This is a genomic window from Chryseobacterium sp. RLHN22, assembly GCF_051011795.1.
GTDB classification, from domain to species: domain Bacteria; phylum Bacteroidota; class Bacteroidia; order Flavobacteriales; family Weeksellaceae; genus Chryseobacterium; species Chryseobacterium zhengzhouense.
On the sequence record NZ_JBPCHW010000006.1, the window covers coordinates 83,252 to 98,700 of the forward strand.

18 protein-coding genes are annotated in these 15,449 nt (G+C 33.4%); 9 read left to right on the top strand and 9 right to left on the bottom strand.

Translation table 11 applies throughout. The features are described 5' to 3' along the window. Positions 1-3: 3 nt before the first annotated feature. The 5 genes from ACR1PN_RS08015 to ACR1PN_RS08035 all read left to right on the top strand — a co-directional run bounded on the left by ACR1PN_RS08015 (position 4) and on the right by ACR1PN_RS08035 (position 4,346). Positions 4-342, top strand: a complete 339-nt coding sequence (locus tag ACR1PN_RS08015; RefSeq protein ID WP_433979610.1) for a DUF6122 family protein — start codon at positions 4-6, stop codon at positions 340-342. Between the two features lie 113 nt (positions 343-455). Next, entirely contained in the window at positions 456-1,193 is a 738-nt protein-coding gene (locus ACR1PN_RS08020; RefSeq protein WP_433979611.1) for a CPBP family glutamic-type intramembrane protease, read from the top strand. Positions 1,194-1,255: 62 nt separating this feature from the next. After that, a complete protein-coding gene (locus tag ACR1PN_RS08025) occupies positions 1,256-2,434 on the top strand; it encodes a sensor histidine kinase (protein WP_433979612.1) in 1,179 nt (392 codons plus the stop codon). Further along, positions 2,422-3,126 carry a LytR/AlgR family response regulator transcription factor gene (locus tag ACR1PN_RS08030; protein WP_433979613.1) on the top strand — a complete coding sequence of 235 codons (705 nt, stop codon included), beginning with the start codon at positions 2,422-2,424 and terminating at the stop codon, positions 3,124-3,126. The genes ACR1PN_RS08025 and ACR1PN_RS08030 overlap by 13 nt, the downstream gene beginning before the upstream one ends. Positions 3,127-3,272: 146 nt before the next feature. After that, a complete protein-coding gene (locus tag ACR1PN_RS08035; protein ID WP_378177597.1) occupies positions 3,273-4,346 on the top strand; it encodes a calcium:proton antiporter in 1,074 nt (357 codons plus the stop codon). A 38-nt stretch (positions 4,347-4,384) separates the two neighbouring features. Here the strand turns inward: ACR1PN_RS08035 and ACR1PN_RS08040 are convergent, their stop codons facing one another. Further along, positions 4,385-4,765: a group III truncated hemoglobin gene (locus ACR1PN_RS08040; protein ID WP_433979614.1), complete on the bottom strand. Its 381-nt coding sequence runs from the start codon at positions 4,763-4,765 to the stop codon at positions 4,385-4,387. Positions 4,766-4,938: 173 nt separating this feature from the next. On the opposite strand from ACR1PN_RS08040, the gene ACR1PN_RS08045 reads away from it, so the two are divergent. From ACR1PN_RS08045 to ACR1PN_RS08055, 3 genes are read left to right on the top strand one after another with little or no spacing between them, the layout of a single operon-like run. After that, the gene (locus ACR1PN_RS08045; protein ID WP_433979615.1) at positions 4,939-5,910 is read left to right on the top strand and encodes an ion channel; all 972 of its coding nucleotides are present in this window, start codon (positions 4,939-4,941) and stop codon (positions 5,908-5,910) included. After that, a complete protein-coding gene (locus tag ACR1PN_RS08050) occupies positions 5,910-6,398 on the top strand; it encodes a YkgJ family cysteine cluster protein (RefSeq protein WP_433979616.1) in 489 nt (162 codons plus the stop codon). Before ACR1PN_RS08045 ends, ACR1PN_RS08050 begins: the two co-directional genes overlap by 1 nt. Positions 6,399-6,440: 42 nt before the next feature. Next, positions 6,441-7,082: a hypothetical protein gene (locus tag ACR1PN_RS08055; RefSeq protein WP_433979617.1), complete on the top strand. Its 642-nt coding sequence runs from the start codon at positions 6,441-6,443 to the stop codon at positions 7,080-7,082. Positions 7,083-7,086: 4 nt separating this feature from the next. Here the strand turns inward: ACR1PN_RS08055 and ACR1PN_RS08060 are convergent, their stop codons facing one another. The 4 genes from ACR1PN_RS08060 to ACR1PN_RS08075 form a co-directional block, all read right to left on the bottom strand. Further along, on the bottom strand, positions 7,087-7,449 hold the full coding sequence (locus ACR1PN_RS08060) for an iron chaperone (protein ID WP_433979618.1): 363 nt from the start codon (positions 7,447-7,449) through the stop codon (positions 7,087-7,089). 140 nt (positions 7,450-7,589) lie between these two features. Next, positions 7,590-8,948 carry an NADP-specific glutamate dehydrogenase gene (gdhA, locus tag ACR1PN_RS08065; protein ID WP_378175960.1) on the bottom strand — a complete coding sequence of 453 codons (1,359 nt, stop codon included), beginning with the start codon at positions 8,946-8,948 and terminating at the stop codon, positions 7,590-7,592. 191 nt (positions 8,949-9,139) lie between these two features. After that, on the bottom strand, positions 9,140-10,249 hold the full coding sequence (gene dprA / locus ACR1PN_RS08070; RefSeq protein ID WP_433979619.1) for a DNA-processing protein DprA: 1,110 nt from the start codon (positions 10,247-10,249) through the stop codon (positions 9,140-9,142). Between the two features lie 37 nt (positions 10,250-10,286). Then, a complete protein-coding gene (locus ACR1PN_RS08075) occupies positions 10,287-11,054 on the bottom strand; it encodes a rhomboid family intramembrane serine protease (protein WP_433979620.1) in 768 nt (255 codons plus the stop codon). 180 nt (positions 11,055-11,234) lie between these two features. Between ACR1PN_RS08075 and ACR1PN_RS08080 the strand changes: the two genes are divergently transcribed. After that, positions 11,235-12,167 carry a DUF3078 domain-containing protein gene (locus ACR1PN_RS08080; protein WP_433979621.1) on the top strand — a complete coding sequence of 311 codons (933 nt, stop codon included), beginning with the start codon at positions 11,235-11,237 and terminating at the stop codon, positions 12,165-12,167. A gap of 64 nt (positions 12,168-12,231) precedes the next feature. On the opposite strand, the gene sufD is transcribed toward ACR1PN_RS08080, so the two are convergent. From sufD to ACR1PN_RS08100, 4 genes are all read right to left on the bottom strand, one after another. Next, a complete protein-coding gene (gene sufD / locus ACR1PN_RS08085) occupies positions 12,232-13,536 on the bottom strand; it encodes a Fe-S cluster assembly protein SufD (RefSeq protein ID WP_378175972.1) in 1,305 nt (434 codons plus the stop codon). A 50-nt stretch (positions 13,537-13,586) separates the two neighbouring features. Further along, positions 13,587-14,000 carry a four helix bundle protein gene (locus tag ACR1PN_RS08090; RefSeq protein ID WP_433979622.1) on the bottom strand — a complete coding sequence of 138 codons (414 nt, stop codon included), beginning with the start codon at positions 13,998-14,000 and terminating at the stop codon, positions 13,587-13,589. Positions 14,001-14,015: 15 nt separating this feature from the next. Then, positions 14,016-14,759, bottom strand: a complete 744-nt coding sequence (gene sufC / locus ACR1PN_RS08095; RefSeq protein ID WP_378175979.1) for a Fe-S cluster assembly ATPase SufC — start codon at positions 14,757-14,759, stop codon at positions 14,016-14,018. A 187-nt stretch (positions 14,760-14,946) separates the two neighbouring features. Continuing rightward, on the bottom strand, positions 14,947-15,351 hold the full coding sequence (locus ACR1PN_RS08100) for a GxxExxY protein (RefSeq protein ID WP_433979623.1): 405 nt from the start codon (positions 15,349-15,351) through the stop codon (positions 14,947-14,949). Between the last annotated feature and the right edge of the window lie 98 nt (positions 15,352-15,449).

Genomic DNA, 15,449 nt, shown 5'->3' on the forward strand with positions numbered 1-15,449 from the left:
ATAATGTGTCCTCCTGAAATCGCTTTACTCAAAACATGTACGCATTACTTTTTACATTTGGCTTTTCCTGCGGTCATTGCCCTAGTCTTTTACCGCAATCAATGGAAAAAAGTATATCTGATTCTTTTGGCAACCATGCTTGTTGATTTAGACCATTTATTTGCAGACCCTATTTTCGATCCGAACAGAATGAGTATAGGTTTTCACTTTTTACATTCTTATTATGCGATTGCGGTCTATTTTTTATTGCTGTTTTTTAAAGGAAATTTAAGAATTATCGGAATTGGCTTGCTTTTTCATATGCTTACGGATTTTCAGGATTTTGAGCTGTGGTGTCATTAAATTTCTTCTCATTTAAATCACTTCAAAAATTTCATCGGTAAAATAAAGGTTTCCGTCGGTAAAGTTTTCAAAAGCTTGAATCGGAGTATATTTTTGACAAAAAATTAACAGTTATGTCATTATTTACACCGTTTATCTGGATTCTTATTGTGTTGCCTATCATTGTTTTAGCTTTATTTAAATCTAAGAAGGTCAACTACAAATATCTCTTCTTTTTCATTCTTTATTTTTTAGCAGATTGTTATATTCAGCATTTATCAAGGCTTTATTTTGATTTAAATTTTTTAGGCTTAAAGTTCGCCTGGATAGGAAAAATATTAAGTTTATGTCTTTCCTTGGCAGTTATATTTTCGGTTTCAAAACCGGAGAGAGAAGCAATCGGTTTTACAACAAAAATCAATTCTAAAACCCAGTTAAAATCAGGGATTTTTATTTTTCTCGGCTTTTTGGCTTTTGATTTTATTTTTAAAATGATCTTATTTCCAAAAGGTGCCGATTTCGATTTGGAAACTTTTGTATTTCAGATGACGATGCCTGGTTTAACGGAAGAATTGGTTTTTAGAGGGATTTTGTTTTGGATGCTTGATAAAGCTTTTGTTCCAAACTGGAATTTTAAAGGGGTAAAGTTTGGTTGGGGATTCATAATCATTACCGTACTTTTTGCAGTAGCTCATGGTGCTGTGTTAACTGAAAATCATGAGTTTAAATTTGATTTAATTACAATTCTCTATTTAGCCGTTATTTCTTCTCTAAGTGTGGGAATTCTGCGAAAACTTTCCGGAAATCTGATATTTCCAGTTTTAGGTCATAATGCCATCAACACAATAAATGCAATTATCAGAATTTTATAATAAATAGGAGTCAGACAGCTTCAAAAAACTATCTTTGGGGCTTCTTTTTTATAGATTAAATCATGCAAAAGAGAAAAATATCAGGCTACTTTACAGCGAAAATCGGAGAATTTAATTTTGAAAAATTTTATACTCCTCAAAAACGGATAGTTCTGCATTCTTTAATGTGGTTAAGTTTTGCATTTTTGTTGTTTTTAAGTTACCGATTGGCTTATCATCTCACGTATTTCAACAGTTTTATTCTTACAGCTCGAATGTCTGTCGTCAACATGATTGTGTTTTACATTTTCTTCTACGGATTGCTGCCTAAAATTTTAAAAAAGTCATTAGGTTTCGTGGTTGTAAGCTTAATTGTCAGCTTTCCGGTGTTCGTTATCATCTGGCTTTTGTCAACTTATTCTTTTTCATTGGTCTATCATTATTTTGGATTTGAGATTTTAAATGGCGAATTGAAAGGAGCGATTGCAGCAAGTGCTAATCAAACATTTTGGGAAGCGATATCTTTAAAAAGAATGGTTTCTCAGGCAATAATTATCATCTCGATTTTGTCGCCATTTTTCTTTGTGAAAATTTTGTTTGAAATTTCTAAACTTTACAGTCGTACCATTCAGATTCAAAAACAGAAATCTCTGTTGAAAATTGAGAATATTAATATTGAAAAAGATTTTTTGAAGTCGCAGCTTAATCCTCATTTTTTATTTAATACGCTGAATAATTTGTACAGTTTAAGTCTGAAAAAAGATAATGTCGTTCCGGAAGTGATTCTCAATCTTTCAGATACGATGAGCTATACTTTATATGAATCGAACACGGAAAAAGTAAAGTTGTGGAAAGAAGTAGAATTTATAAAAAACTATTCTGAGCTTGAAAAAATGCGTTATTCAGCCGATAAAAATATTCAGTTTGAATTTCCTTCTGAGAATGATTGTAGGAGTTTAAGAATTGCACCGCTGTTAACTTTTACTTTTATTGAGAATGCTTTTAAGTATGGTTTAAAGTCAAGTGATTCAGCATTTTTAGAGCTTAAAATAAGCATTGAGAAAGGAAGTTTTATTTTTGAAGTAAAGAATGATTTCAGTGTGGATGAAAAAAAGAAAAGTCATGGTGGAATCGGTCTTGAAAATGTAAAAAAACGGCTACAGCTTTTGTATCCTTCAGGTCATAAATTAGAAATTTCAGACTCTGAAAATGTTTTTTTTGTGAAATTAAATATAGATTTAACCCAACAATGGAAAAGATAAACTGTATCATCATCGATGATGAGCCACTTGGAAGAGATGTGGTAGAGTCATTTGCAAAAGAAGTTTCTTACCTCAATATTCTCGGGACTTTTGAAAATCCCGTTGAAGCCATGATATTTATTAAAGGAAATCCGGTAGATCTTATTTTCAGTGATATTGAAATGCCAAAGATAACCGGACTTGAGCTTTTGAAAACTTTAGAAAATCCTCCGGGTTTTATTTTTATAACGGCGTATCGTGAATTTGCTTTGGATGGTTTTGATACAGGAGCAACAGATTATCTTGTAAAACCAGTTCGATTCGACCGGTTTTTAAAAGCGGTTCAAAAAGCTAAAGATTATATTGATTTAAGAAGAAATTCCAGAATTTCAGAAAGCAAAAGTGATCAGATTTTTATAAAATCAGAAGGAAAAATTGTTAAAATTCTTTTATCTGAAATTGTATATATTGAAGCTCAAGGCGATTATCTGAATATTGTTGCAACTTCAGAAACATTTTCTACACAGATGACACTTTCGTTGATGGAGGAAAATTTAACCTCAAAAAAGTTCTTTAGAGTTCAACGTTCATTCATTATAAATCTTGATTTTGTTCGGAGTATTAATGGGAATATGGTTGAATTATTAATCGGAAAATCGATTTCTGTTTCTATAACTAAAAAAGATGAGCTTTTCAGATTATTGGGAATATAGTTTGTTGCGGTGTATTTTTTGCTGTTAATTTTTTGAAGAAAATCAATAATATTAGAGTAATTCTGAGCTTGAATTCAATTAAAATATTATTAATGTTTTCTTTTAAGATTGCAAATTCCATAGATTTTTTGTATTTTAGGGACACCATGAAGCTAAAAGACTTTTTACATTATACTTACATTTTTCCTGTATTGGCAGTAATTTACTACTTCCTGAATTTAATGGGAACAGGTGTTGTTTTCGATGTTATTGCAGGGATTCTTTTAACGGGAAGCGTCTTATCTGCAGTGCATCATGCGGAAGTTGTTGCCCATAAAGTTGGAGAACCCTACGGAACCATTATTTTGGCGCTCTGTATCACTATTATCGAAGTGGCTCTGATTATCTCTTTGATGGTTGCAGGAGGCGAACAGGCTATTACTTTAGCCCGAGATACGGTTTTTGCCGCCGTCATGATAATTCTTAACGGAATTATCGGAATCTGTGTTTTGGTGGGTGGTGTAAAATATTACGAACAGTTTTTTGCCCGTACTTCTGCCACAACCTATCTTGTAAGTATTGTTTCTATTTTGGTGATTACTTTGGTACTTCCTAATTTTACCTCAAGCGTAAACGGACCTTTTTATAATGATGCTCAATTAATTTTTGTGTCGATTGCATGTTTGGTTATTTATGGCGTTTTTCTGATGGTTCAGACAGTAAGACACCGAAACTATTTCATTGTTCCTGATGAAGAAAGTGGGGAAGAGCATTATACTCCCAACAAAACTCAGGCGATTTTCAGCTTTTTCTTTTTGGTAATCTGTTTAATTATTGTGGTTTTGATGGCAAAAGGACTTTCGAAAACGATCGAAGATATGGTTCAGAGTGTCGGAGCGCCAAAATCGCTTGTCGGAGTGATTATAGCGGCGGTTATTCTTTTACCTGAAGGTTTGGCGGCAATCAGAGCGGCAAGAAACAATCAAATCCAGTCGAGTTTGAATCTGGCTTTAGGCTCGGCTTTGGCGAGTATCGGATTAAGTATTCCTGCGGTTTCTGTGGTGTGTATTATGTATGATATTCCGCTGGTTTTAGGTCTGGATAAAAAAGATATTATTCTGCTTACTTTATCCGTTTTTATTGTAATGCTTTCATTAAGCCGCGGAAAAACAAATATTCTTTATGGAACTGTTTTGCTTGTGAATTTAGCAGCTTATATTTTTACAGTGATTGTGCCATAACTTTAAATTTTACACTTTGAACATTGGAACTCGAAACGCTAGAGTTTTCTCGCCATTTCCATTTTATAAGCCATTAAATTGGCAATATTTTCAGACTTTGTAATGGCCATCGAGGCATTATAGCCGGTGAAATTTTCCTCGACGGTCTGTTTCCAGAGTTTAAGCCATTTTTCAAAATGTCTTTTTTCCATTGCTTCCATTTGGTTGATCGGGAAGTGTACTGCCATCGGATTTCCTTTATAGCTCATCTGTCCGAATAAAATGGTTTCCCAGAATGAATACATTTTGGGTAAATGTTTGTCCCAATCTACTTTCACAATATCATTAAAGAAAAAACCGATTGTTTCATCTTTAATTACTTTATTATAAAAAGAATTAACAAGCAATTCTATGTCTTCTCTCGATTCTAAATTTTTCATTTTTTGAAAATCTTTAATTTAAGCTAAAAATTATACATCAAATTTAGTTTAATTCTAAATCCAAAAGAAGATAATAGGATTGATAAGATTCATGAAAACAATATTTTATCTTTGCATTCTGCTTTCTTAGCTTTTTAAGCTAAAACAAACAACACAATTGATCTAATTAAAGAATGTCAAAAGGTTTCAAAAAAAGGATTCGACAGGAAAACACCGAAAACAGTGGCTTCGGAAATCGTGCGTCGGGAAGATTTATCAATAAAGACGGTCTTCCGAATGTAAAAAGAAAAGGCGTAAATGTTTTCAACAGGCTAAGCTGGTATCACACCATGCTGAATCTGTCATCATTTCGTTTTATTACCTATTTGGTGGTGATGTATATTTTTATTAACCTTATTTTTGCCTTTATTTATTATCTGATTGGGGTAGAGCATCTTACCGGGATTGATAAAAGCGACCCTGTGAATGAATTTATTGATGTATTCTTTTTCAGTTCGCAGACTTTTACTACTGTTGGTTACGGAAGAATTGCTCCCGTTGGATTTTTGGCAAGTTTAGTGGCCACTTTTGAAGCGTTTTTAGGTTTGCTTACCTTTGCCATTGCAACAGGTTTGTTTTATGGAAGATTTTCAAGGCCGAGAGCATATCTTAGATTTTCAGATATTGCGTTGGTTGCTCCTTTTCAGGGTGTTACGGCATTGATGTTCAGATTGGCTCCTTATAAAAATAATGCTTTAACCGATGCTGATGTTACACTTTCTGCTGCAATAGAAATTAACGATGGAGAAATCCTGAAAAGTAATTTTTACCGGTTAGAGACTCATTTGAGTAAAATCAGTACATTGGCTCTGAACTGGACAGTCGTACATAAAATTGACGAAAATTCTCCCTTTTTCGGATTTTCGGCAGATGATTTTAAGAATACCAATATCGAAATTATTGTTCATGTAAGAGCATTTGATGAAGTATTTTCAAATACGGTTGTCCAGAGGTCGTCTTATGCAACTGAAGAAATTATTTATGGGGCAAAGTTTGTCCCGATGTATTATCCAGACAAAGAGAAAGATTCAACTGTTTTGGATCTTGATAAAATTAATGCATATCAGAGAACCGAAATGCCGGTTTTTGATACGGAAAAACTGTAATGAATTTAGAAGCATACAAAAAGCAGGCTTTACAAAAGCAGAAAGAGCATAAAAAATTCTTGGATGGTTTAAAGAAAAAACCACCTAAAAATCTCGATTACATTACTCAGGAAACGCATGCGGAGGTTTTTGAGAAAATAGATTGCCTTCAATGCGCTAATTGCTGCAAAACAACAGGACCGCTTTATACTGAAAAAGATATTGAGCGCATTTCGAAGCATCTTCGTATGAGACAGGCTGATTTTGAAGCTAAATTTTTGCGGACGGATGAAGATAATGACAAAGTTTTGCAGAATCTGCCTTGCTTTTTTCTAAATGACGATAATACTTGTTCTATATACGATGTTCGCCCCAAAGCTTGCCGTGAATATCCACATACAGATCGGAAAAAGATCTATCAGATCAATCATTTAATGGTAAAAAATACGGTGATTTGCCCGGCTGCGTTTGAGTTTGTGGAAAGGATGATGGAAAATGTGAATAAGTAGATAATTAAATATTCTTTCGAAAGTTATTACATAAATTTCAAGATGAGATCTTTTATAATTCTTTGTTTAGGATGTATTATGTTTATGAGCTGTAAAACAAAAATACATCCATCTAATCTAGAAATTAAAACTAAAGAAGTTGCTGAAAATTCATTTGTGCTGGAAAAAGAATCAGATTTTGATAGTATTGAGAAAAGTTATATCATCTATATAAAATTGAATTTTGGAAGCAGAAACATTAATAAAGATTGTAATTGTCCTGAATTAGAAGAAAAATATATTTTGTTTAAGAAAGATAATATATCTTATATTCAAAAAGTTGTTGGCGATGCTGTTTATTATCCGATTAAGTTGAAGTCAAATCATATTATCAGTTTCTATGTTCGCTCATTTTCAGAATTTAGGAATGAAAAAATTGATAAATTTAAAACGATAGAAGGTAATCAAGTTTATGTCTTTCATCATGTTCTGAAAAAATATATTTTGGCACATGAATTTAACAAGCCAATTACAATTAGCTTTCATGAAGAAGATTTTCAAAAAGATGGCTTTGGTGAAACTAATCAGAACTACGTTCAAAATAAGAAATTAATATTTTATAAAATTGATAGTTTGCTTAATGCAGAGATTGATAATCTAAATAAAAAAGATGCTTTCATATTTAGAAAATGTCGCAAAGAGTAATTTATTATAAATTTTCAATTTCTCTAATTCTCCATTTTACAATTTTTTTAATCAAATCCAATGGCAAATCTTCTTTTAACGGAAACTGTACTGCACCTTTCGAATATTTATATTTTCTTTCGATAGAATCTTTTTCAAATTCTTTTAATGCTTCAGGAAGCGGATAAAAACCAATGTGATTTTTGTAGGTAGCAAAGTACACCAAAGGTTTGTTTTTGTATTTAAAAGCAGGCATTTGGTAACCAATATATTCTTCAAAGTCAGGATTTTGAGATTGAATGGTTTGTCTTAAAACTTCAAGCTTCATCTGTATTTCTTCCGGAAAAATAAGAAAATACTCTTCAAAATTTTTGACTATATTTTTCATTGTGAATGTTTTAATAAAAATAGAAAAAAGCATTGAACTGGACATTCAATGCTTTCACTTTCACTATTACTTTTTTCCCATTTAAACCCCGGGAACAGGCTTTATGAAAAAAGGCCGGGGAATTTCCCGACCTTTATATTTTATACTACTCCTTGAGCTAACATTGCTTCTGCTACTTTTACGAAGCCAGCGATATTTGCACCTTTTACGTAGTTTACGTAGCCGTCTTCCTCTTTACCGTAGTCTCTACAAGCTTTGTGGATTCCGATCATGATTTCTTTTAATCTTGCGTCAACTTCTTCTGAAGTCCAGTTTAGTCTGATTGAGTTCTGGGTCATCTCTAAACCTGAAGTTGCAACACCACCTGCGTTTGAAGCTTTTCCTGGAGAGAATAAAACTTTATTTTCCAAGAAATAATTGATTGCATCTAATGTTGAAGGCATGTTCGCAGCTTCAGTTACACAAACACAACCGTTTTCTACCAATAATTTAGCATCTTCAAGGTGAAGTTCGTTCTGGGTTGCAGAAGGAATTGCCACGTCACATTTTACTTCCCAAGGACGTTTTCCAGCGTGGAATTCTGCAGACGGATATTTTTTAGCATAATCTTCAGCTCTGTTATTTCCAGAAGCTCTCAGCTCTAGTAAATAATCAATTTTTTCTCCGTCGATACCATCTTTATCGTAAACATATCCATCTGGTCCGGAAAGTGTAACCACTTTTCCACCCAATTCGTTTACTTTTTTGATAACTCCCCAAGCTACGTTTCCAAAACCTGAAACGGTAACAATTTTATCTTTGAAAGTCTGTCCGATTGTCTTTAACATCTGCTCAGCGAAGTACACAACACCGTAACCTGTAGCTTCAGGACGGATTAATGAACCTCCGTAAGCAAGACCTTTTCCTGTAAGAACTCCGGTAAACTCGTTTCTGATTTTCTTGTACTGACCGAATAAATATCCGATTTCTCTTGCTCCAACACCGATGTCTCCTGCAGGAACGTCTGTTTCAGGACCGATGTGTTTGCATAATTCTGTCATGAAGGCCTGGCAAAAGCGCATCACTTCCATATCAGATTTACCTTGTGGGTCAAAGTCTGAACCTCCTTTTCCACCTCCCATCGGAAGAGTAGTCAGAGAGTTTTTGAAAACCTGCTCGAAAGCAAGGAATTTAAGTACTGAAAGGTTTACAGTAGGATGGAAACGGATTCCTCCTTTATAAGGTCCAATTGCAGAGTTCATCTGAATTCTGAAACCCCTGTTTACCTGAATTTCTCCTTTGTCATCTACCCATGGAACTCTGAAAATAATAATTCTTTCAGCTTCAGCCATTCTTTCAAGCAGCTTCATGCCGGTATATTCTTTTCTTGTCAAAATAAACGGAATTACAGTCACGGCAACTTCTTTTACTGCCTGTAAAAATTCCGGTTCATTAGGATTTTTCGCCTCAATTTTAGCGATAAATTCCTGAATTTTCTGGTCAATATTATATTGTTCCATATTAGGTAGGGTTGAATATTATGTCAACAAATTTAATTTTTTTTTCAAGATTCACAATAGCTTATTTATTATTTATGGAAAATTGAATAATAATGCACGGTAATATTATTGAATTAATAATTTTGAATTAAATTTTATTAAAAATTAAATGTTATTTGTGAAATAATGAAATATTAAGAAATCGTTAATTCTTAAATTGCTATAAATTGTCTCCCGGAAAGTGATTTTACTTTACCCAAAAGTTCGAGTTCAAGAATTATCGGTAATATTTTGTGTGAGGAGAGCAAAATCTTCTCTACCAAGTCATCTAAGTTTATGTTCGGATTATCTTTAATGATTTTATATATGGCTTCCTGATTTTCAGTTAATTGAATAGAAATTTCACTGGACGAAAAAAGCTCTTCAATTTTACTTGAACTTTGATTAAAACCTAATAGATCAACTAAATCTTTTAAGGTCGAAATGACAGTAGCCTTGTTTTGCAAAATTAGTTGATTGCACCCCTGGCTGTATTTATCGGTAATTCTCCCGGGAAGTGCATAAACTTCCCGATTGTAATTGTTTGCAAACGTTGCGGTAGAAATTGAGCCGCCTCCAAAAGCAGTTTCTACTACGATGGTGGAAGGAGAGAGCCCTGCAACAATTCTGTTTCTTTGGATGAAATTTTCGCGGTCAGGTTTTTGTGAAGAATTAAATTCAGTGAATAAGACTCCGTTTTCTTCTAATATTTTTTCTGAAAGTTTTTTATTTTTAGATGGATAAAGGGTATGAAAACCATGTGCTAAAACACCAACGGTAGGAATTTTATTCTGAATAGAAAAATCATGAACCTCTTTGTCAACTCCTAAGGCCAATCCACTTACCGATTGAAACTTACAATCTTTGGTTTCTGAAAAAAAATCTTCAATGAATTTTTTTCCATAAGGAGTACTATTTCTCGTACCAACAATACTTACTGCTTTTAAATTCGAATTAAAGTTTCCTTTTTGGTAGAGAATGGCAGGTGCGTCATCGCATTCATTCAGCAAATCGGGAAACTCATTCTGATGACGGAGTTTTATCTGAACCGAATTTTTTTCACAAAACAGAATTTCTTTTTCAGCGAACTTCAGATGTTCCGGATTTCCGATGTCGGCAATAATTTTTTTTCCGATTCCGTCGGTTTTGTTTAGCTCTTTTTTTGATGTTTCCCAAACAGCTTTGGCACTGCCAAAAGTTTTTACAAGTTTGTAGAAGGTAATATCACCAATCAGGCTGCATTTTCGTAAAGCAATAGAATATAATTGTTCTTCAGTGTACATCTGTGTTTATTTTATTCAAATGTACTCATTTCAGTTTTTATTTTCTTCTTAATTCTTCAAGATGATCCCAAATATCATCTCTTTTTTTATAGGGTAGTTCCATAAAGTCTTCTGGATGGTTCTCTTTGTAATCCTGCCAAAGTTTATCGTCTTTTTCGCTATAATAATTCGGAAATTCCCAAATAAACTTTTTCTTTTTCTCTCCGGAACTCTTAAAAATATAAGCCATTGCACTTCCCATTAAAGCTCCCGATAAATGAGCCTGCCATGATATTTTGCTTGGTTCTTCCATAGTATAAAATAATTCTTCGGGAAACATTCCCCAAATTAAACTTCCATAATAAAGAACAACCAAAAGCGAAATGGTAAGAAGTTTCATATTCCATCTGAAAACACCACTGAAAAACAGGAAAAACGCCAAAACATACACAACACCGCTTGCTCCGATGGTACAGGTGTAAAGGTATTCTCCGGTCATCATATCAATCGGTGGAAGAAGCCAAAGCAGAAGCCCTGTACTAAGCCAGCCCATGATAAAAACTTTCGTGGCAACTTCGGAATAAAACTGATAAAGCAAAAACATCAGAACGGTAATAGGTATGGAATTTCCTACAATATGATCAATACCTCCATGTAACAAAGGAGATGTTATAATTCCAAGCAAACCTTCAGGGAGAAGCGGAATGATGGCACCAAAGCAACTTGAGAAAAAACCAATGGACTGTAGAAGAAAACCGAGCCACATGGCAGCCAGCATAATAAGCGGCGCAAAAACCGCTTTTTTATGAATTATATTTTTAATCATATATAAATTTCGTCAAATCAAAAGCCAAGTATAAATTTCGGAAATTTTGGCGATGATTTCATATTACGGTTGTCTTTTGAGACAAAAAGTAATACATTTGGTTTTGAATAGAATCTGTTTGATTCGAAATGGAGTCAAAAGATTCAGTTTTATATCAATCCTATGAAGAAAAAAGGCTTAATGAAAAAGATTCTTGTATTATTTTTTATGTATTTAGGTTTCGGTTCTTTTGCTCAGGTTGTTATCAGTGACTCCGCAGCAGTTGACACCATTAAGAAGCCGCGGCACTGGTCCGTAATTGCAAAAAACAGTGTTATGTTTAATCAAGCTGCTTTTTCCAACTGGGTTGGCGGTGGGGCTAATAACGTAGGCTGGCTTGCCAGTGCCAACTATAATTTGGTTTACGAAAAAGGCAGAAACCTTTGGGAGAATATTATTATATTAAATTACGGACAAAATACAACAAAGGGAGTAGGCACAAGAAAAACACAGGATGTTTTGAATATTTCCACCAACTACGGTCTTCAGTTTTCCAAAAGTTGGTATGTTTCTACGGGAGCGAGTTTGCTTTCTCAGTTTTCAGGAGGTTTTGAGGACGGTAATAATCCTGAAGCAAAAAAAATATCTAATTTCATGGCCCCGGGATATGTAAATGCCGGTGTCGGGATCACTTACAGACCTGATGAGAATCTTACTGTTACTTTAAGACCTGCCAATGGAAGGTTTACGTTTGTACTTGATAAAGAGCTTCAGCTCGCAGGAAATTATGGTCTAAAATCTGATGGAGATTTTTTCCTGATGCAAATGGGTTTTCTTGCGTCTGCAATTTACAAAGTGAAACTCATGGAGAATATCGAAATGACCAACACCGGATCTATATTTTCAAATTACTTAGAGAATCCGGATCATATGGTTTTGTCCTATAATATGCTCCTGAATATGAAAATCAACAGATTTGTATCGTCAATTGTCACTTTAGATTTAATGTACGATCATAACCAGATTCAGAAAACGCAGCTGAAACAGACGCTCGGAATTGGTTTTGCATACAATATTGATAATGGTGTAAAACGCTCTGACCGTAAAGACAGCCAGTGGTGGCAGAAAAAATAATAAACAAAAAATAATGGGCGATCGCAAAAAGTGATCGCCCATTATTTTATTATGATTCTTAAGACTAAAACTCAATACTTACTTCCAATTTTTCTGTCAGAAGTTTTGAAATTTTTTCTTTCAAAGGCTCGATGTCGATATTCTGCATAGCATCATTTGCGAAGGCAAATAATAATAAAGCCTGCGCTTCTTTTTTAGAAATTCCTCTTGCTCTTAAATAGAATAAAGCATCTTCGTTAAGCTGACCAACGGTACAACCATGAGAACACTTCACATCATCAGCAAAAATTTCCAGCTGGGGCTTTGTGTCGATGGTTGCCCCTTCGCTTAAAAGAACGTTGTTATTCTGCTGATAAGCGTTTGTTTTCTGAGCAATCTTATCCACGAATACCTTTCCGTTAAAAACTCCGTGAGATTTATCTTTAAAAATACCTTTATAATTCTGATAACTTTCACAGTTTGGCTGATTGTGGTGAACCGCAGTATGATGATCTACCAGCTGTTCTTTTCCGATAATTGTGATTCCGTTCATGAAAGAATTGATATTTGATCCGTTCTGAATGAAATCCAAATTATTTCTGACGATTTTACCTCCGAAAGAGAATGTATTGACCGTTGTTAAACTGTCTCTTTCCTGTTTTGCGAAAGTATGGTCGACCAAATACGAAGTATCGTTATCATTCTGAAGTTTATGCCAATCTGCTTTTGCATTTGGATATGTGAAAATCTCAGTCACAGAGTTTGTGAAAACATACGTTTCATCAAAATTATGGTGACTTTCAATGACTTCCACTTTTGCTCCGTCTTCTACAATTAATAGATTTCTTGTGTTATAGAATGTGTTTTCTTCCTGATTTTGTGAAAGATAAAAAACATGTATTGGTTTTTCAATGACCACATTTTTAGGCACTTTCAGGAAAAATCCATACTTACAATATGCCTGATTTAAATTGGTGAAAGCTAAATCTTTTGCGGCAATCGTATTGAAGTATTTATCGAAAACATCTTTATGATTCTCATCATTCAATGCATAATTGAAGGATAAAAACTCTGCGTTTTCAATAGAAATCTTAGAAAGCTCTTTGTGAAGTACACCGTTCACAAAAACAATCCAGTCAAAATTTTCTTCTCCCAAATGCAGCTCATCAAGCTGTTCTTTGGTAATATTGTGACTTTCTTTCGGGAAAAAATTATAATCTTTCTCGATGATTTCTTTGATGTTGGTGTATTTATATTCTTCGTCTTTCTTTGTAGGAAAGCCAATCTGAGCAAATTTCCCCAATGCTTCCACTCTCGTTTCATCTAAAAAACGATGGCGAAGGGTACTAAGAAATTCGCTGTGATTGTTTAAAATTTGTTCTGATAACATATTTGAAATTTGAAGTTTGAGATTTGAAATTGTGGATGGCAAGACTCGTCCTAATCATCATTTCGGTTAAATTTATTTCCTTTATGAGTTGAATTTTTCAAATAAGTAATAAATCCCGAAAGTTTTTTTGAAATCTCAATACTTTCATTTTTAAGTTTTATAAATGTTTCACTGTCTAAATATTGTCTGTCGTAAGCTCTTATCAACTGAGATCGAACTTCAGCAGCAGACCCTTTAGATATTGTCAAGAAATTGACAAATTCACGATTTCCTTCTCTTTCAAAGCCTTCAGCGATATTATCCATTATTGAAGCAGCAGCTCTGTCGATTTGTGATTTATCGTGATTAAGAAATTTTTCATTCTGTAGGCAATTTTGATATATTAATTGGCAAAAGCTTCTTGAACTCTTCCAAATTTCTAAATCCTCAAAATTATTTATTGTTCCCACAATGTCAAATTTCAAATATCGAATTTCAAATTAATTCAAAAGCCAGTCGTAACCTTTTGCTTCTAATTCTAATGCTAAAGATTTATCGCCAGTTTTAATGATTTTTCCGTTTGCTAAAACGTGTACAAAATCAGGCTGAATGTAATTTAACAATCTTTGATAATGCGTAATCAAAAGAACGGCATTTCCTTCATTTTTGAAAGCATTTACACCGTCTGCAACGATTCTTAAAGCATCAATATCTAATCCTGAATCCGTTTCATCCAAAATAGCCAATTTAGGATTCAGCATCATCATCTGGAAAATCTCATTTCTTTTTTTCTCACCTCCCGAAAAACCTTCGTTCAAAGATCTTGAAAGGAAATCTTTTTTAATACCTAATTTCTCCGATTTTTCACGAATCATGGCCAACATTTCTTTGGCAGGCATATCTTCCAATCCGTTTGCTTTTCTGTTTTCATTTAAAGCAGCTTTAATGAAATTGGTCACAGAAACTCCCGGAATTTCTACCGGATACTGAAACGAAAGAAAAATTCCTTTGTGAGCTCTTTCTTCAGGAGCATCTTCGATGATATTTTCGCCTTCGAAAATAATTTCGCCTTCAGTTACTTCGTAATCTTCTTTTCCTGCAATTACAGATGAAAGCGTAGATTTTCCGGCTCCGTTTGGTCCCATGATTGCGTGAACTTCACCCGGCTTTATTTCAAGATTGATACCTTTTAAAATTTGAGCGCCATCTTCAATTCTGGCGTGTAAGTTTTTAATATTTAACATTTTAATTTATATAAATTATCGCAAGGTTAGCAAAAAATCTAACACTTAGCGAGGAAATATTATTTTTATTTTAAAACATTAAGAATTTAAGTTTAATCTTAATGTGTTATTTTTCTTTAAGTAAATCAATAAAATTGATTTTAATTAAGTTTTTTAAGTCATTTCTCTTTACTTCTGAATTTTAAAATCATTCTGGAAGTTTAGAAAAATATTCATTAATTAAAGGAATCATTGACTTTGTGATGTTCTCTGTATAGAAATTAATCAAAAGTCCTTGAGGTTTTTTCAAAATCTTCATATAAGTCATTAACTGAGCTTGATGAACAGGTAATAACTTTTCAACTGTTTTAATTTCTACAATAATAGTTTCATTTACAAGCAGATCTACTTTTAACGGAGTTTCAATTTCTATTTTTCCGTAATTGATTTTTGTAGTAATTTGTTGATCAACTAAATATCCTTTTTCCTTTAATTCATATGCCAAACACAATTCGTAAACACTTTCCAACAAGCCAGGTCCTAATTCCTTATGAACTTTGATAGCATATCCTACAATATCGTAAGAAAGCTGGGTTACTTCTGTTTTGGTCATCTGTTAACTTAATTTTTTAAACAGAATTAATTTATTAATTCCTTAAACTTTAAACATTAAAAAGTTTAGGTTTTTCAGGAACTTAAATTCTTAATGTT